Raw genomic sequence first — 16,692 nt, 5'->3', positions numbered from 1 at the left:
CAGACGGGTGGTCCAGGGGACAACAACGCGCTGGGCGGTCGAGGTTCTACGCCGAGTCGTGTCTCCGGTCTGACCGCTACTCCGCGGGACTCGATCTGGCGCGCTGGTCGGTCGTCCGACCGCGGGGCCGATGCCTGGCGAGCTGTTTCAGGTACTCACGACGGGGAGAGCAGGGCATGCGAGAAGAACTGACGGGATTCGCGGGGGAAGTGCAGCGCTCGGGGCCGTTGCATTCCGGGCTCTGTCAGCTGGAGTGGTTGTCCTACCAGAGTGTCGGCGACGGATTGTTCCCCAACCTCACCTGGGTCGTTTCCGTGCCCGACGGTGTGTCCGACGACGCCGTGTCTCGTGCGGTGACGACTGTGCTGCTCCGGCACGAAGGGCTGCGCACCTCGTTCGACGCCGACGCTGCCGGGCAGCCGCGTCAGAATGTGTACGAGAGCATCCACGTCGCATTTCCGCGGATCGACGACGAACACTCTCGTCGCCTCTTCACTGAGGATCCGTTCGACGTCGCGTGCGAACCGCCGATTCGGTTCGGCCGCACGTCGGAGGGCGATCTCATCTTCACCCACGCGCACATGGTGGGGGACGGGACGGCCGGCTGGATCCTGTACTCCGAACTCACGGAACTACTGGCCGCCGCGCAAGAACCGCGGCGAGCGCCGAATCACGATCGGGAGGTCCCGCAGCCTCTCGACCGGGCACTCTACGAGCGGGACAAGGGCCGGTCCCGTGCCGAGTCCGCCCTGCGGTTCTGGGACACCACCCTGCGGAACTTTCCCGTGACTGCCCTGCCGGTGCGCCGCGGCAGGCCGGGAGCCGCCGTGGTGCGGGCGGAGCTCGAGTCGTCGGCCGCGACCGTGGCTCTGGCGCGCCTGCACACGACGTACGCCGCGACACCAGCATCGATCTTCACCGCCGCGGTGTACGAAGCGCTGGCGATCCAGTTCGGGCGGGTCCGGCTGGGGCTGAACTTGTCCTGGTCCTTCCGGGAGCTCCCGACCACGCGAGACCTGGTCGCTGCGATCTTCCGGGACATGCCCTTGCTCGTCGATCTCGACGGGCAACCGTCGTTCACCGAGGTCGTGCGGCGATTGCAGAAGGCGATCCTCGTCGCCGGTCGGCACATGAGCTTCGACGTTCTGGGTTTCTATGAGACCGCAGGCCAGGTACTGGCTGAGCGAGGCACCTTCCTTCCGGCTCCCGAGATCGTCAGCCCTACCCTGGACGGCGTCGACTTCGAGTCGCTGGAGCCGGGTGGCGATCCGCGCGCCCTGCGGGCGGACTCGCGCATGGTCACCTACCAGACCAACGAGCCGGCGGGAGAGGGCTGCAACCTCTACGTCGGCGCCTTCGGCGTCGAAGGCCGGCTGCTGATCGAAGTTCGTCTCGACGGGTCAGTCATGGGGGAGGACGACTCGGCGGCACTCGCCACGCTGATCGAGTCGATCCTGGTCCACGCCGCAGCATCCGGTGACCTCAGCTTCACGGAGGCCGAAGGGCTCGCTACGCGACGATGGCGGCCGGAGGCCGGCGAAGCTCGGGTAGGCGACCTGTGGGTGGACCGTGGCTTCCTCAGTGCGCGGCTCCTCGAGCATCCGGCAGTGCAGCACGCGGACGTGCGCGAGGAAGGCGATGAACTCACCGCCTACGTCACCGCGGACATCGAGCCGTGGCAGCTCCGGGACTTCCTGCTCTCGACGGACAACGGCCGGACCGCCTTCCTGAGTCCGCAGCAGTTCGTCGTTCGTCGCTCGGACGGCAGCACGGTGGCGGGACCCGGGACGGATCGGCCGGCGCTCGCACCTGAGGGAGCGGCGGAACACGCGCTGCGAGACGCGGTAGCCGGTGCCAACGAGCTGACCGAGCTGAGAATGAGCGGCACCTACCTGACGGTCGGCGGCCGGCTCCATTCCGCCCCCCGCGTGCTGTCCTTGCTCAAGGACAGCGGCTTCGACGGCTTGACGGTTGCAGACCTGCGCCGACCGATGAGCCTGGTTGCGCTCGCGGGCTTGCTCCGGCGCCGTTCATAGCGGGCCGCTGCAGAGGAAGTGGTCCGTGGCCGCCTCATCGGTACCCGCGGCGAACGACCTGATCGTCAGCACGTGCCCACGATCCGCTCGAGAACCGCCGCGACACCCTCGTCGTCGTTGCTGGGCGCCACCTCGTCCGCGAGTGCCTTGATGTCGGGATGCGCGTTGCCCATCGCCACCGCGTACCCGGCCCAGGCCAGCAACGAGGCGTCGTTCGGCATGTCGCCGAACGCGATGCAGTCCGCGCCAGAGCGCCCGAGCAGATCGGCGACATGGGCTATCCCCGTCGCCTTGGAGAGCCCGAGGGGCAGGATCTCGATCTCGCCTGGTCCGGCGATCGCGATGCTCACCAGGTGCCCGGCGAGCCGCGATGCGATCTCGTGCAGCCGGTTCTCGTCGAAGCGAGGGTGCTGGACATAGAACTTCCGCACCGGCGTCGCCCACAAGCCGTTCACGTCGGTAGGCACCACCGGCAGGCCGTCGAGCGGGTCGGGGCGGTAACCGGGGCCGGCGAGGACGGCGCCCTCCAGGCCCTCCTCGTCGGCGGCCAGAGCGAGCGGGCCGGTCCTGGCCTCGATGGCCGCCAGGGCCTGCCGAGCCACGTCCCGGTCCAGGGAGTACGACGTGAGCTCCCGTCGCGCGCCCGCGTCGTACACCTGACCGCCCTGACCGCAGACCGCCAGGCCGGTGTAGCCCAGCGCTGTCAGCACCGGTCTGGTCCACGCCACGGAGCGGCCGGTCACGACGACGTGCTGACCGCCGCGCGCGGCGAGCCCGTCCAGCGCCGCCCGCGTCCGGGCGCCGACCGTGCCGTCAGAACGCAGCAGGGTGCCGTCGAGGTCCGTCGCGACGAGCGCGTACGGCAGCGCCGAAGTCACGTGGTCGCGCGACGGTAGAGCTCGCTGAGCCTCCCGATGCCGGGAAGTTCCCCCAGCAGATCCGGTCCGTTCAGTGTCGACATGGGGGTCTCCCAGCTCTCGCGGGCCGGCGACTGATCAGTTTCGACCGGGTTGATCGGCTCCCAGCCGTCGGTGTCGGCCCGCAGCCCCATCCGGGCCGCGACGACCCCCGCCGCGTGTCGGGCGGCCAGCGGCGCGAGGGTCAGCTTGGACGGGCTGGCGACCACGACCCGCCGGTCGAGCAGCTCGATGCCGAACTCGTGAGCCACCGTTCCACTGGTCGGGAGCAAGCCTGACTTCGTGGCCGTGTACCCCGAGACGGAGTCCACGCGGGCCAGGATCGCCGCGTCGACGACCCGGCGCAGCGTCAGCAGCACCCGGCGCGCCCACCAGCCCGAGAGCTGGCCATGATCGCTGTGACCGCTGTCGAACGAATGGAAGTCGGAGATGAGCCAGGTGGCCTGCCCGTCCTCGTCGAGCCGGCTGGCAAGAAACAAGCCGTGCTCCTCCTGTCCGCGGAACACCGCGCTGACGGCAGGCAGACGTCCCCGAAGCACCAGCATCAACGCGCGACGCAGCTGGATTGCGGAAGGCAACCGGGACCGGACGAGCAGCCCCGGCGCACCGGCGCCCGCCGCGAGGACCGCGGTCCGGGCGCGAACGATGGAGGTATCCCCATCCATCCCCGTGACCCGGGCGCGGATGCCGAGGCCGAGCTCTTCGACGGATTCGACCGTGCCACGGCGCACCTCTATCCCGGCCGCGCTCGCCTGCGCCCCTAGTCCGCGCAGGATCTCACCGACGTTGTACGTCGGTTCGGCGCTGTCGAAGCAGGTGACCTCTGTGCGGCTCAGCCACGGCGGGGAAACCTGTGGGCACACCGGCAACCCCGAGTCTCGCCAGTACCGTTCAGCGCGTCGTACCGCAGCCAGGTCAGAGAAGGCGATGGTGGAGTGAGTGGTCACCGGCGCGACCCGCTCGAGCAGCCCCTGCCACTGCCTGCAGGCGCTGCTGAGCAGAGCCGGCAGGTTCGGTTCGTTCGGGCCATAGGCGTAGCCGTGATGGAGGTAGCCGTGAGACTGCCCGGACTGGCCGGCGCCGAGCCGTGAGGGCTCCACGAGCAGGACGTGGGCGCCTCGGCGCGCCAGGGCCAGTGAGGTCAACAATCCGGCCACCCCTGCGCCAGCCACGATTACGTCCGCGTCACGCATAGACCGTCTCCCTGCAGCGGCGGCCGGACCCCGACGGCCGGTTCGACTGCGGCGACCAAGCCGGAGATGGGCGACACTCGTACCAGCCAGCGCTCCCCTTCGACGGTCTCCAGGAACACCACGTCCTCGTCGTACCGGGCGGCCCACCGGAGCGGGCCCAGCCCGGCCAGCAGCAGCCGGTCCTGGCTCGTGCCGGTGCTCGCCGTGAGGTCGCCTGTGCGCAGATTGACCCGGACGTCAGTGGCGAGGCCGACGACGACCTCCAGGCTGTCAACCGGCATGGCCGCGCGCTTCGATCAGGGCAAGCGCGGCCAGCGTCGCGGAGTCCCGGACTGCACCGGCCGCCACGAGCTCCCTCAACCGCGGCCAGGAGAGCAGGTGCATCTCCATGTCCGCCTCGAACAGGTCCCGATCGGGTTCGCCGACTCCTCCGACCTCGGCGACGAAGGCATGGCAGGACGACGTCGCAAAGCCGTTGCTCTCCGCGAAGGTGCCCACATGACGCAGGCCAGCAAGCTCCAGCCCGGTCTCCTCGCGGACCTCCCGGCGGGCGGCTACGTCGGGGGACTCATCGCCGCTCAGGGAGCCCTGGGGGAACTCCAGGCTCCGCGCGCCGTCCATCGTCGGACGGGATTGCTCGACCAGGACGTACCGGCCATCGCGGCGTGCGGCGACAAGGACGGAATCGGGGCGGCACACCATGAAGTACGGGTGCCGCGTACCGCTCTCGGACTCGTACTGCCGGCGCTCGACGGTGAACCACGGGTTGCTGTGGGACGTGCTGGTGCTGACCAGGTGCATGGCGGGTGGGCTCACTGCAGGGGGGCCAGGTGAGCGCCGGCCAGTGGGCTCTCCGCTCGGCACAACTGGTTGTACTCGTAGATCAGTGCCGCCGCAGTGTCCGCGCCCGCGCGGTCACCGGCACGCTGCCCGTCCACCTCGTCGACCGTCCGGAGCCCCAGCAGCGTTCCGGCCAGCACAACCTGTGCCTGGTACAGCTCGTCGCGTTGAACCGGCCGCTCCTCGACCCGGTGGCCAAGGTCGAGTGCGATGGCCAGCACGATCCTCTTGGTGATCGAGTCGAGTACCCCGGAGTCCACCGACGGTGTGATGACCAGGCCGTCGCGCACCAGCAGGATCGCGGCACCGTCTGCCTCGGCGACGTGCCCGCGATCATTGAGGAAGAACACGTGCTCCACGCCGTGCTCGATGCGCTCTCGCTCGAAGACACGGAAGTCCAGGTAAGAGCCGCCGGACTTCGCATCTGCCCCGATGGGCCCGCCGTAGCGCGAGTGCTCGCTCACGACAGCCCGGACGGCCGGCGGCCGGGTGGGTCGGAATGGGAAGCCGCCGATGTACATGGCGCCCTCGCTGTCCGGAGCCAGCGCAGAGCGCCCCTTCTTGGCGTAGAAGGTCGGGCGCAGGTAGATGTCCGTGCCGGGCAGCTGCGCCGCAACCTCGCAGAGGGCGCCGAACACCTCCCGCTTGGTCATCGGCGCCGGGATGTCGGCCACCTGAGCAGAGTGGAAGAGCCGGTCGAGGTGCGCGTCGCCGGCCAGCACCTCATGCCGCAGCTCCCGAGCGTTCCAGAACGCCGTGATGCCCTCGAACACGTTGGCGCCCCGAAGCGCCAGCTCATCCCAGACGTGGACGCGCGCGTCCTCCCAGGGCACACAACGCCCGTTGAACCACATCACCCGATCCGACATTGCATCCGTCCTTCAGTACACGCCCACGGGCGACCGCAGCCCGGTCGGGCGCCGCGGATCGGCGCCACCGGATGGTGCGCGAGATTCACGACGACATCGCCCCGGTCGAGGTCCGGTCGTTCCGAGCCGCTCGCGCCGACTCGGCCGGGGGAAGCGCGAGAGCCGTCCTGACCAGCTCCGCGACGGCCCGCCGATCTACCTTGTCGTTGGCGTTGCTGGGCAGCTGGTCGACGACGAGCACCCGCCGAGGCACCATGTACGCCGGCAGAGTACGGAGGAGTTCCCCCCGCAGGTGGGCGGGCTCGCTGTCGTGAGACAGGCACACGGCGTACAGGCCCAGCACGTGGGCCTGGTCGGGGACGGCCACCACGACGGCGTCAGCGACGCCGCCGAGGGAACGCAGCGCTGCCTCGATCTCGCCGAGCTCCACCCGGTAGCCGTTGATCTTCACCTGCTGGTCGGCTCGACCGAGGAAGGTCAGCAGGCCCCCACGGACGCTGACCCGATCTCCCGTGCGATACCAGTGGTCCCTGGGAACGACGCGGTCGTCCGCGGCGGCGGGCTCCGGGTGGAAACGACCCCGATTCCCGTGCGGGTCCAGGTAACCCGCGAAGCGCTGCGGTCCCCGGACGCACAGCTCACCCTCGGGGGTGTCGTGCCCCGACTCGTCGAGGACTGCGTACTCCAGCCCCGGGTAGATCGTTCCGATCGGGAGGACGTCGTTGGACGTTGCGGGCCACTCGCCGGGATCTGCTGGCAGAACGTAGTCGCTGCAGCTGATGGTGAGCTCGGTGGGCCCGTACAGGTTGACCAGTGTGCTTGCGGGAGCGGCCTCTTTCCAGGCCGAGGCCTGCTGCCGGGTCAGCGGCTCACCGCAGAACAGGCTGGCGCGCAGGGACGGCATGGTGCCCGGCTGCAGCCGTCCGCTGGCCTGCGCCGTGCTGATGGCTGAGGGCACCGAGAACCAGTGGGTCAGAGCCTTGTCGGCAACGAAGCGGACCGGGCGCAACAGGTCGTTCCGGCTCGGCACCACCAGGGTGGCCCCTGCGGACCAGACGGCGAAGAGATCGAACACGGACAGGTCGAAGGTCAGGTCGAAGCATTGGGAGCAGCGGTCGCCCGGCGCCATGTCGTACCGGTCCTGAGTCGCCTCCAAGAAGGCGGAGACGTTGCTCTGGCGGATCGGAACACCCTTGGGCACGCCGGTCGAGCCAGAAGTGAACAGCAGGTACGCCTCCGCGGCAGGCTCGTCCAGCAGGGGCGGCGGCGATCCGGCTGGTGTCCCGACGTCGACCAGCGTGGGGTCGACAGCCAGGATGCGGACACCGTCGACCTGAGGAGCAGTGGCCTGCAGGTCGGCGAGCACCAGACCGGCGCCGGAGTCGACCACCATGGCACGTGTGCGCGCTTCCGGGAAGGCCGGGTTGAGCGGGACGACGGACCGGCCCAGGCGTTGGACGGCGAGGTAGCCGACGTAGGCCAGGAGGCTTCGATTGGCCAGCAGGCCGATCCTCGCAGGGACGGCGTCCGGCTGACCGTGGATGCGGGCGGCGAGCGCCTCGGCCATGTCGCCGATCTGACCGTAGCTGTACCGCGTGCCGTCGATCTCGAGCGCTGTCTGGCTGGCGTTTCGGGCGACTGCCTGCGCGAACCGCTGATAGAGCATCATCGCGTGCTCCCGGACGACGCGCCCACGGAAGAGTCACGATCCTCGGGGAAGTGCATGCCGAGCAGGGCGAGCAGCGGCGTGGCCTTGACGACCGTCTCGTCGAACTCCGCGACAGGGTCGGACATGGTGACGATCGCACCGCCGATCCCGTAGCTGACCCGCCCTGGCTGGGCGACGAGAGTGCGGATCGCGATGTTGAGGTCGACGGTCCCCGAGAGCGAGAAGTACCCGATGGCCCCGGAGTAGATTCCGCGGGGCCCTGCCTCCAGCTGGTCGATGATCTGCATGCTGCGCAGCTTCGGGGCACCGGTCATCGATCCACCCGGAAAGGCTGCCCGGACGCAGTCGACGGCGCTGCTGCCCGGACGCAGCTGCGCTGTCACCGTGCTGACCAGCTGGTGAACGGTCGCGTAGGTCTCCACCTTGAACAGCTCGGGGACGGTGACGGAACCGATCGTCGCGACCTGCCCCAGGTCGTTGCGCAGCAGATCGACGATCATCAGGTTCTCGGACTGGTCCTTCTCACAGAAGGCCAGTCCGTCCCGGAGGGCTCGATCTTCTTCGGTCGAGAGGCCGCGGGGTCGGGTGCCCTTGATGGGACGCGCCTCCAGACGCCGCTCGCCGTCGACCCGCAGGAACCGCTCGGGGGAGGTACTGAGCACGGAGAGCTCACCCAGGCGAAGCAGGGCCGCGAACGGAGCCGGGTTGTTCCGGCGCAGCTCGAGGTAGGCGGCCCACACGTCGAGCGTGCACTCGACGTCGATCATGTTCGTCAGGCAGAGCTCGTAGCTCTCGCCGGCGGTGATGGCGCGTTGGCAGGATTCGATGAGGTCCAGGTAGGCGCTGCGGTCGTGGCGTAGCGAGACCCGAGTCGTGTCAGTTGTCGGCTCGACGGCCGTCCGCCTGGGGGCGCCGGTGATCGCGTGGACGCGAGCGCGGGTGTCGGCAAGCCAGTTCGCCGCCGCCTCGACGTCTGTTTCGAGGTGCAGAGCGAGCAGGTAGGTGGTGGAGGTGAGGTGGTCGAAGACGACGCTGCGGTCCGCGAACAGCAGGGCCGCGTCGGGCTGCTCGGCGAGGTGAACGGGTCCGCCGCCCTGCCGTTCGGGGCGTTGGGTCGGGTGGCACTGGGCCTTGAGCTCGTAGCCGAGGTAGCCGATCCAACCACCGCGGAAATCGAAAGGCAGGTCTGCCCCGCCGACGACCTCTGCCCCGCCGAGCTGGTCGTCCAACCAGTCCAGCAGCGGCCGGACCTCGGTATGGCAGTCGTCGCCCGACCGCACGGTGACTGTGCCGTCCGCGACACTCGCCGTCGCCAACGTCGCAGAGGGGCCGTCGGCCGCCCCCATGATCGAGAAGCGACCCAGGCGCGGGTCCGGTCGGCTGCTGTCGAGCCAGAACGCGAAGGGCTGCTCCAGGAAGAGCGCCTCGTAGACCTGCTCGGCCTCGCACAGCGTCGGAAGCTTCTCGACCAGAAGGCGGTACTGGACCAGCTTCTGTGGTTCGGGTCGGCTGGGCGCCGGCTGCGGGCGCTGCGGTCGAGGAACCCGGCCGCGGCGCTGGTTCCATGCGCTGCTCAGCTCGGCGAAGTTCGCCAGCAGGCGGTGGCCGTGCTCCGTGGCGATGGACTCAGGATGGAACTGCACCCCCCATTGAGGGCGGTGCCGATGCCGAAGCGCCATCAGCACCCCGTCGGGCGTCCAGGCGAGGGCCTCGAGGTCGTCCGAGAGTCGGTCCACGGCCCACGAGTGGTAGCGCACGACCTCGTGCGGCGACGGGATGCCCGCGAACAAACCGGTGCCGTCGTGGAGGACGGGGGACTTGCGACCGTGCCGAGGCTCTGGGGCGAGCGCGATGGAACCGCTGCCGCCGAGCATCGCGATGCCCTGGTGACCGAGACAGACCCCGAGCAGCGGAATGCTGCCGGTGGAGATGACCTCGCGGCAGATTCCGAAGTCGGCCGGAACTCCGGGAGTTCCGGGCCCGGGGGAGATGACGACGTTGTCGAAGGAGTCAAGATGGTCCAGCCGCCACCCGGGCTCGTCGTTTCGGATGACCGTGGGCGCAGATCCGGTGACCTCGCCCAGATAGTGCGCCAGGTTATAGGTGAAGGAGTCGTAGTTGTCGATAAGCAGAGTTCTCATGCGCGCACCCGGAGGCTGCCGCGGGCAATGTCCAGCACGACAGCGGTGTGCTCGAGGTCCCGCTGCTCGGCCGGTGCGTCGAGGATCAATGTGGTGTATCCGAGCTCGACATAGCGTCCGATCTGTTGCCCGACCGTCGCGTAATCACCGACCAGGTACGGGCAGAACGTTTTGTAGTTCTTGAAAGGTCCCATCCAGTACGTGCCCTGCTGGTCGGCGGCCTGCGACAGCTGCTGGTGCCAGCTCGAGTCGGAGTGCGACATAGCCAGCCGGTGGCTGATCCGACCCGCTCGGTCTTCCGGGAAGCGCGCGTGCGCCACCTCCCAGGCCGCGGCCGCGGTGGGACGGGCGATCACCCCGATCCGTAGGCCCTGTGGGACCGAGGAAACCACCGGCGCCTGCTGCTCCGGTGGCTCCGGGTACACGATGGCGGTCGCCGAGAGCGCGCACGCGGCGGCCATCCCGGCCGGGGAGGAGCCGGACACGAGGAAGCGTGAGGCGAGGTGCGGCGCCGGCAGCGTCTCCAGGCGGAGCCCTGCGACGGAGTAGTAGGCCCCGTCGAAGGTGACGGGCTGCGGGGATGTCAGCAGCTGCCGCATGATCGTCGCGTACTCCACGGCGCGGTCGTACCGCGCATCATGCGGGAGGGACTCCCCGAGTGCCTCCAGGTCACCTCCGAATCCGCCGGCGACGATGTTGAGGTGGACCGGCCGGTCGTACAGGTAGGCCAGACCGGCCACCATCTTGGCCGCGCTGAAGGGATGCATGTACGCCGCCTGGACGGCGACCAGCGGGGACAGCCTGGCCGTCGCGTCGATGACGGTCTGGGCGACGAGCCAGCAGTCCACCGACTTGTTGTCGGTGTAGACAAGGATTCCCTCGTGACCTGCCTCGTCGCTCCAGCGGGCGACGTCCCGGACCCGGTCCAGGTAGTCCCGGCCGTGCTCCTGGACCGAGGGCGGGCAGGTGCCGAAGACCGAGATGTCGCTCGGGTACTCACTCATGGGCCACCTCGTCGGCTGGTGTGGTCGCGCACAGGGTGCTGCTCTCGGGCGGTCGGCGTCTGCGGCGGATGTCGACTCTGGCGAGCGTCATGTCGGCTGGACGAGGTCGAGCACGTCAGTGTCGACCTTGCTCTTCCAGAAGGCCCGAGACGATGCCCCACAGGACGCCGGGGGAGGCGAAGATCTCGAACCCGATGACCTCGTCAGGGATGGACACACCGAAGGTGTCCTCCACGGCGACCAGAAGCGCGACCACGACGAGGGAGTCGATACCGAGCGCCGCAAGGTCGGTGTCCTCGTGGAGAGCATCCTGGGGCTCGAGCAGCCCGTACAGGCATGTCCGCAGCACGGCCTCGAACTCTGGCTCCAGCGCGGCTGACGTCGTCGGCTCAGGCACGTGCGGCCCTCTGGCCGTCGCGCGACGATGTGCAGGCAGGGATCGACCCGTGCGCGTGCCGCGCGCCACCGGCCCGGACGCGAACTCGCCCTGACCGCCCGCTCGGGGCCGTCCACGCCGACGCGTCTTGCTGCGTCGGCATTTCCTGCCCTTCTCCGGGACCGGCCAACGACCACACGCACAGGGGGTTCACGAATTCTTCTTTCGCGTCAGGCATCGTGCCAGGGGCTTCTGGAACTGTCGAGCATCTTCGGTGTGCGTCCGAAAGAAGGCAAGGGGCTCGGCGACCTGGTAGAAGCGCACCCCTGACGAATGACAACACGACCTGGCGGGCAGGTTCGCGTGAGTGCACAAGCACTCGCACGGTGCAGTACCGTACACGTCCCTAGCCCCATGTCTCACCGGCCCCAGGAGTGTGTGTGTCTACGGCAGTGTCGCCGCACGGGATTTCCGTCGTCATTCCGGTCAAGGGCCGAGTTGCGCTGCTGCGCGAACAATTGGCTTCCCTGCGCGCCGCACTGGACCGCAGCCCGGAGGCAGCGGAGATCCTTGTCGTCGACGACTCGGAACCCGAGGATGCAGCGGCCCACAGAGCGAACTGCCACGAGTTCGGGGCCCGCTACGTGGTCGGCCCCGCTCACGTCGGCGCCAAGCGCAACCTGGGGGTCGAGCGGGCACGGTACGACCTGATCCTGTTCACCGACTCCGACTGCCGCGTGTCACCGGATGTCCTCGAGCGTCACGTCGAGACGCTACGGGCCGCCGCCGCCACCGTCGGGGCCGTCGCGGGCCCTACCTTCGTGGAGCACCCGGACACCCGGGCCGGTCGGGTCCTGCGGTGGTCCAGGCTGATCAACGACGATCTGGAGCGCCCCGGCCAAGCCGCCAAGGTCACCTGGGCGACGACGACGAACCTTGCCGTTCGCCGGCAGGTGTTCGAAGAGGTCGGCGGATTCCCCTCCGAGAGCCTCGACATCGTCGGGGGCGAGGACTGCGACCTCGGCATCAAGATCTCGGATGCCGGATACACGATCACCTGCGACCCCGAGGCGGTCGTGTTCCACGACCAGGAAATCACGAGTTCTGTCGCCACCGCGGGCCGCAGGCTCTACGGCTACGGTCGCTCGGAACAGTGGGTTTGCAGCGTTCATCCCCACCACCGCCAGCCGGTGCTCAACGCCTTCACCGTCACGGCGCTTGCCGCCGCGGCCGGAGTCGCGCTCGCGCCCCGGACCGGCGGATGGAGCCTGATCGTGGCGCCCGTGGTCCTCGGACTCATCGTGGCCCTGCGTGCCCGGCGGCTACGAGGCGACCACCCGTCCTCACCGGGCGGCGTCGTGGAACGCCTCGCGTGCGCCTCGGTCGAGCTGCTCTTCGACTACGGCGGGTTCCAGGCAGCGCTCCAGCTGCGTCGACCCACCGGGCTGTTCACCGGCCTGAAGCCCGCCGGTGCGGCGGAGACGAGCGCGTCGCCGCCCGCACGGCGGTCAGTGAGCAACGACGTGCACGCGCCGTCGCCGGAGTGATGGAGCTCGACGGCCGTGCCGTCACAGCACACGATGTGGCCGGGCTCGCCCTGTGCAACTACGGGCACTTCACGACGATGCTGATGAGCCAAGGGCGGGTGCGGGGGCTCTCCCTGCATCTCCAGCGCCTGGTCAGGGACTGTCGAAAGCTGCTCGACGCCGAGCTGGACGTCGACCGCGTGCGTGCGCTCGTCCGTCGGGTCGACAGCGAGGTACCGCAGACGGTGCGTGTCACGGTCTACGCACCGCAGCTTCAGCTGGCCCGGCCCGGGGCGGACCTGGACGCCCACGTCCTCGTCACGACGCGGCCCGCGCCAGGCGGAGAGCTGCCGCCGCTTCGCCTGCGGTCCGTGGCACACCGGCGCGACGTCCCCGACGTGAAGCACGTGGGGCTCTTCGAGGCGGTCCGGCAGAGACGCCTCGCCCAGCGAGCGGGATTCGACGACGCGCTGTTCGTCGACGACCGCTCGCGCGTCCTCGAGGGCACCACGTGGAACATCGGGTTTCACGACGGCGCCGAGCTGGTGTGGCCGTCCGGCGAGCAGCTGCTCGGCGTGACGATGCACCTGGTGCAGTCCCTCGGCGTCGTCACGTCGGTGACCCGCGAGCTGGACCTCAGGGCGGCAGCCGGCTTCCCGGTTGCCTTCGCGACGAGCGCCGCGGTCGGCGTCCGGCCCATCGCCGCACTCGACGACACTCCCTACGACACGGCAACCGGTCTCCTCGACGAGGTGTGCCACCGGTACCTCACCCTGCCTGGGGACGAGGTCTGAGGTGCCCGAGCAGCGGCGAGGCCACGCGGTGCGCATCGATTCATCACCGACGCTCGGGCCCAAAGACAGGGTGGCGGAGAGCAGTCGCCACGAAATCGTTTCAGCTGCCCGAAACCCACGGAAGAGCAGTTTGACGCGGCCGGGCGGCGATCGTCACGGCGGCCCCGCATGGCGTTCTTCGGTCGGGTGGGGCGCGCTGGACATAACCCCTCGGGTGCAGGATAGACTGCGCGCTGCTGTCACGCCGAATGGGTGTGTTTGGCGTTCGAGTCCAAAGCCGGAACGCGAGCGTCTGCTCATACCCACGAGCGTGACGTTCGCTTTCCCACCACACCAGCAGGGACGCTTCCGCGCGCCGGTGCGAACACGTGAAAGAGCAGGAGAAGTAATGTTCACAAGCGGTGACATCACGGCGATCATGGCGGAGTGCATGTCCATCCAGATGGTCGATGTCCCGATTGAGTACGACACCGAGATCGCCCTGGACTCTTTTGGCTTCGTCTGGTTGCAGCACCTGCTCGAGGAGCGATGCGGTTTCGATCTTGAGCAACCCGGGCGCGGCGTGATGGATACGTTCAACTCGCCTCGCGCCATTCACCGCCACCTGGCCCACATCAGCCCCGACACGTTCGCGGCAGTTGACGACGGTAGCCCGGAGTCGTGAGCCCTACCGCAATCGAGCAACAGCGCCCGTTGCCCCGCCAAGGAGACTTTTGTGCCGCACATTGAGGTTGTCATGAACGGGAACTACGACGTCGTCGTCGTGGGGAATGGCGTTCTTGGTCTTTCCCTCGGCCTGAGCCTGGCCCGTCGGGGCCTCTCCGTGGTCCTGGTGGGCGAGAAGGCCCGCCCGTATTCGGCCTCCGCCGCAGCTGGAGCGATGCTGGGGGCCTTCGGGGAGACGACGGCCACGCTCCTCGCGAGCAGTCAGGGCCGGCAGAAGCTCAATCTCGGCGTGCAGGCCCAGCAGCTCTGGCCGCAGTGGCTCGACACCCTGGAGGCGGACACCGGTCGGACCTCCGCCGAGCTGCTCACCGCACAGGGAACGGTGGTCCTCCTCAACGCCATTGGCGTCCCCGGCATCGACAGCGCCAACTACCGTGCGATTCATCAAGCCCTGACGATGTACGAGCAGAAGTATGAAGATCTGGACGTCGACAACGTCGACTGGATCTCGCCCGACGCGTTGGCCCGACCCCTGCGCGCAATGTTCCTGCCTGACGAGCACGCCGTGAACGCCGCCGAACTTCTGGCGACCCTCGAGTCTGCATTCCTCGCCCACGGCGGGGTCTTCGCCGACGATTCCGTCACCGCCCTCGATCACGTCGGTGACCGCGTTCGAGGGGTCGTTCTCGCTTCGGGCGCGACGCTTTCGGCCGGGGAGGTCGTGCTCGCAGCGGGGGCGGCGTCCCAGGCGGTGCTGAACAGCGTTCCCGAGATCGCGGCACAGGTGCCTCCGCTGATCTCCGGATATGGCCTCTCGCTGCTTCTGTCGTCGCCGGAGCGGCGGCAACCGGAGCACGTCATCCGTACTCCCAATCGCGCTTTCGCTTGTGGTCTGCACCTCGTGCCGAGGAATGCGGGCGAGGTGTACGTGGGCGCAACGAACATCATCTCGACCTCGCCCGTCAGCACTCCGGTCACGCGCGATCTGCAGTTCCTTCTCGACTGCGCGGCGAAGCAGTTGCACCGCGATTTCTGGACCTCCGGAGTCAAGCGGATCCAGGTGGGCAACCGCCCGGTCGCGCTCGACGGCTTTCCCATCATCGGTCCGGCCGTGCCGGGGCTGTGGATGCTGACCGGTACCTACCGGGACGGGCTCCACCTCTCGCCGCTTCTGGCTGCCGAGCTGTCCGCCAGGATCCTGGGCGAGGAGGGTCGCCTCGACCTTTCCCTGTTCTCGCCGGTCCGTGCTCCGGTGCAGACCGCGAGCCGTCGCGACATCGTCGAGACGGCGGTCACTCACATGGTCGCCACGGGCTACGAGCACGACTGGCGCGTACCGGTCGAGTGGCCGCGCACGATCGAGCACAGCCTGCGGCTGGAGTTCTCCCGGTTCGCCGAGATGATCCACCCAGACTTCACGCCGCCCCCTGAGATCCTCGCGGCCGCGCGCTACGCCCCCGACCTCGTGGCCATGCTCAAGAAGTTCTACGGCACCGGGCGGGCGGCGAGTGTCTGACCACCCTCCAACCGCTGCGCACGGCGCTCCGGCTCATGGCCGGAGGCGGTGCGAGATTCGGGCATCGTCATGCCACCCGCCGAGGGGGTGCTCGCGCGATGACGCATGGTGACCGGGTTCCCGGAGGCCGTGGTGTCGGCGTGCCCGTTCTTGGTGGGGACGGAGTGAGCGCAGAGCTGCTCCGGGACGTCGTGGAGCGGACTCGCCTCGTCGGTGACCAGCACCGGGTCTTCGACCAGGACACCTCCCTGGTCCAGAAGGTCCATCGGATCCTGCCCGACGTTCTGTCCGCTCTGCTGGATCTCGGGTTTCCGCACCGCTTGTCGGGCGGCGAGCGCTACTTCGATGAGCTGGACCTGGCGAATGTCTCGCTCACCCTGCATCTGCCTTCGCCCCGGTACCTCGCCATGCGACGGTGGCCCGACGTGCTCCGTGCCGTCGTGGCCGACGACCCGGTCCGCTACGAGGTGGAGGTCGTCGCCGAGTGCGGCTCCGCAGACCCCGGCCACCGGTGCGACTTCGGCCTGCCCGGTCCGGTGAAGTCGCTCGTCACGGCCTCGGACGAAGGGCCGCGAGCCTTCAGACTGCGCCGCGACGTGGGGGGCTGTGGTCGCACCGGCGAGGCTCCTTCGCGCCTGCAGACAGTCTTCGCCGAGCTCGCCGGAGTCGAGTTCTACTTTCTCCCTGAGGCCTTGCGGAGCGACCTTGCGTTCCTGGCCGAAACGTCGCTCGCCGACTGCGAGCTCGCGACGCGGTACCTGGTGCGACGGGCGACGGAGGAGGGATGGCAGGCCCGACGCAGCTTCGGGCTGCTGCTCTCGAGTCCCTACTCGCTGGAGCACTACTGGCCCGAGGTCCTGCTGGACGAGGTCTGGACCGCCTTCGATCCGCACCTCGTCAACAGCCTGAGCCGGTGGGGCGTGCTTGCGCCGGGCGAGGTCTCGCCGGGACAGGTGCTGAACTCGGCCTTCTTCCGCGTCGCCGAGGACTGGGTCACCCTGGTGGAAGACAGAGGACTGCCCGCGCGCCTGTCCCTGCTCACCCGGCGGCGCGCACTCACGGCAGGCGCCCCGTCCGTGGACCAGCCACAAGCGGCGTCCGTCTCATGACTCTGCCCGTCTGCGACGACACGGCCTCAGCAACGG

The 16,692-nt window shown here is 69.0% G+C and carries 15 protein-coding genes; 6 read left to right on the top strand and 9 right to left on the bottom strand.

The genetic code is table 11. The annotated features are described in order from the left end of the window. The first annotated feature begins 176 nt into the window (after positions 1–176). Positions 177–2,036 carry a condensation domain-containing protein gene (locus I847_RS0110295; RefSeq protein ID WP_081680745.1) on the top strand — a complete coding sequence of 620 codons (1,860 nt, stop codon included), beginning with the start codon at positions 177–179 and terminating at the stop codon, positions 2,034–2,036. Positions 2,037–2,101: 65 nt separating this feature from the next. On the opposite strand, the gene I847_RS0110290 is transcribed toward I847_RS0110295, so the two are convergent. The 9 genes from I847_RS0110290 to I847_RS0110250 all read right to left on the bottom strand — a co-directional run bounded on the left by I847_RS0110290 (position 2,102) and on the right by I847_RS0110250 (position 11,066). Continuing rightward, the gene (locus tag I847_RS0110290) at positions 2,102–2,914 is read right to left on the bottom strand and encodes an HAD family hydrolase (RefSeq protein WP_028049622.1); all 813 of its coding nucleotides are present in this window, start codon (positions 2,912–2,914) and stop codon (positions 2,102–2,104) included. After that, complete coding sequence (locus I847_RS0110285; RefSeq protein ID WP_081680743.1) at positions 2,911–4,146, bottom strand: FAD-binding oxidoreductase; 1,236 nt, start codon at positions 4,144–4,146, stop codon at positions 2,911–2,913. Before I847_RS0110285 ends, I847_RS0110290 begins: the two co-directional genes overlap by 4 nt. Further along, the gene (locus I847_RS26710; protein WP_028049620.1) at positions 4,128–4,427 is read right to left on the bottom strand and encodes a hypothetical protein; all 300 of its coding nucleotides are present in this window, start codon (positions 4,425–4,427) and stop codon (positions 4,128–4,130) included. Before I847_RS26710 ends, I847_RS0110285 begins: the two co-directional genes overlap by 19 nt. Further along, the gene (locus tag I847_RS0110275; RefSeq protein WP_028049619.1) at positions 4,417–4,947 is read right to left on the bottom strand and encodes an NUDIX domain-containing protein; all 531 of its coding nucleotides are present in this window, start codon (positions 4,945–4,947) and stop codon (positions 4,417–4,419) included. The genes I847_RS26710 and I847_RS0110275 overlap by 11 nt, the downstream gene beginning before the upstream one ends. An 11-nt stretch (positions 4,948–4,958) precedes the next feature. Beyond that, positions 4,959–5,855, bottom strand: a complete 897-nt coding sequence (locus tag I847_RS0110270; RefSeq protein ID WP_028049618.1) for an aminotransferase class IV — start codon at positions 5,853–5,855, stop codon at positions 4,959–4,961. 85 nt (positions 5,856–5,940) lie between these two features. Next, on the bottom strand, positions 5,941–7,524 hold the full coding sequence (locus tag I847_RS23140; RefSeq protein ID WP_081680741.1) for an amino acid adenylation domain-containing protein: 1,584 nt from the start codon (positions 7,522–7,524) through the stop codon (positions 5,941–5,943). Then, positions 7,521–9,665, bottom strand: coding sequence for an aminodeoxychorismate synthase component I (gene pabB / locus I847_RS0110260; protein WP_028049617.1), 2,145 nt, complete (start codon positions 9,663–9,665; stop codon positions 7,521–7,523). The genes I847_RS23140 and pabB overlap by 4 nt, the downstream gene beginning before the upstream one ends. Continuing rightward, positions 9,662–10,669, bottom strand: coding sequence for an LLM class flavin-dependent oxidoreductase (locus I847_RS23135; RefSeq protein ID WP_051274750.1), 1,008 nt, complete (start codon positions 10,667–10,669; stop codon positions 9,662–9,664). The genes pabB and I847_RS23135 overlap by 4 nt, the downstream gene beginning before the upstream one ends. Before the next feature lie 115 nt (positions 10,670–10,784). Beyond that, on the bottom strand, positions 10,785–11,066 hold the full coding sequence (locus I847_RS0110250; RefSeq protein WP_028049616.1) for a phosphopantetheine-binding protein: 282 nt from the start codon (positions 11,064–11,066) through the stop codon (positions 10,785–10,787). Between the two features lie 419 nt (positions 11,067–11,485). Between I847_RS0110250 and I847_RS23130 the strand changes: the two genes are divergently transcribed. From I847_RS23130 to I847_RS25635, 5 genes are all read left to right on the top strand, one after another. Then, a complete protein-coding gene (locus tag I847_RS23130) occupies positions 11,486–12,592 on the top strand; it encodes a glycosyltransferase family 2 protein (RefSeq protein WP_196804528.1) in 1,107 nt (368 codons plus the stop codon). A gap of 35 nt (positions 12,593–12,627) precedes the next feature. After that, positions 12,628–13,365, top strand: coding sequence for an aminotransferase class IV (locus tag I847_RS0110240; RefSeq protein WP_231384162.1), 738 nt, complete (start codon positions 12,628–12,630; stop codon positions 13,363–13,365). A gap of 388 nt (positions 13,366–13,753) precedes the next feature. Further along, positions 13,754–14,029, top strand: a complete 276-nt coding sequence (locus I847_RS0110235; RefSeq protein ID WP_028049614.1) for a hypothetical protein — start codon at positions 13,754–13,756, stop codon at positions 14,027–14,029. A 72-nt stretch (positions 14,030–14,101) separates the two neighbouring features. Continuing rightward, complete coding sequence (locus tag I847_RS0110230) at positions 14,102–15,547, top strand: FAD-binding oxidoreductase (RefSeq protein WP_034609782.1); 1,446 nt, start codon at positions 14,102–14,104, stop codon at positions 15,545–15,547. 140 nt (positions 15,548–15,687) lie between these two features. Further along, a complete protein-coding gene (locus tag I847_RS25635; protein WP_155856104.1) occupies positions 15,688–16,656 on the top strand; it encodes a hypothetical protein in 969 nt (322 codons plus the stop codon). The last annotated feature ends 36 nt before the right edge of the window (positions 16,657–16,692 follow it).

The sequence above is a fragment of the Cellulomonas sp. URHD0024 genome (assembly GCF_000426185.1).
GTDB lineage: Bacteria > Actinomycetota > Actinomycetes > Actinomycetales > Cellulomonadaceae > Cellulomonas.
Note: the sequence above shows the minus strand (reverse complement) of the source record. Positions and strands in the feature narration are given on the sequence as shown.

Coding starts and splice junctions, on each gene's coding strand:
- I847_RS0110295 (WP_081680745.1), top strand. CDS start 177: ATGCGAGAAGAACTGACGGGATTCGCGGGGGAAGTGCAGCGCTCGGGG.
- I847_RS0110285 (WP_081680743.1), bottom strand. CDS start 4,146: ATGCGTGACGCGGACGTAATCGTGGCTGGCGCAGGGGTGGCCGGATTG.
- I847_RS26710 (WP_028049620.1), bottom strand. CDS start 4,427: ATGCCGGTTGACAGCCTGGAGGTCGTCGTCGGCCTCGCCACTGACGTC.
- I847_RS0110275 (WP_028049619.1), bottom strand. CDS start 4,947: ATGCACCTGGTCAGCACCAGCACGTCCCACAGCAACCCGTGGTTCACC.
- I847_RS0110270 (WP_028049618.1), bottom strand. CDS start 5,855: ATGTCGGATCGGGTGATGTGGTTCAACGGGCGTTGTGTGCCCTGGGAG.
- I847_RS23140 (WP_081680741.1), bottom strand. CDS start 7,524: ATGATGCTCTATCAGCGGTTCGCGCAGGCAGTCGCCCGAAACGCCAGC.
- pabB (WP_028049617.1), bottom strand. CDS start 9,665: ATGAGAACTCTGCTTATCGACAACTACGACTCCTTCACCTATAACCTG.
- I847_RS23135 (WP_051274750.1), bottom strand. CDS start 10,669: ATGAGTGAGTACCCGAGCGACATCTCGGTCTTCGGCACCTGCCCGCCC.
- I847_RS0110235 (WP_028049614.1), top strand. CDS start 13,754: ATGTTCACAAGCGGTGACATCACGGCGATCATGGCGGAGTGCATGTCC.
- I847_RS0110230 (WP_034609782.1), top strand. CDS start 14,102: ATGAACGGGAACTACGACGTCGTCGTCGTGGGGAATGGCGTTCTTGGT.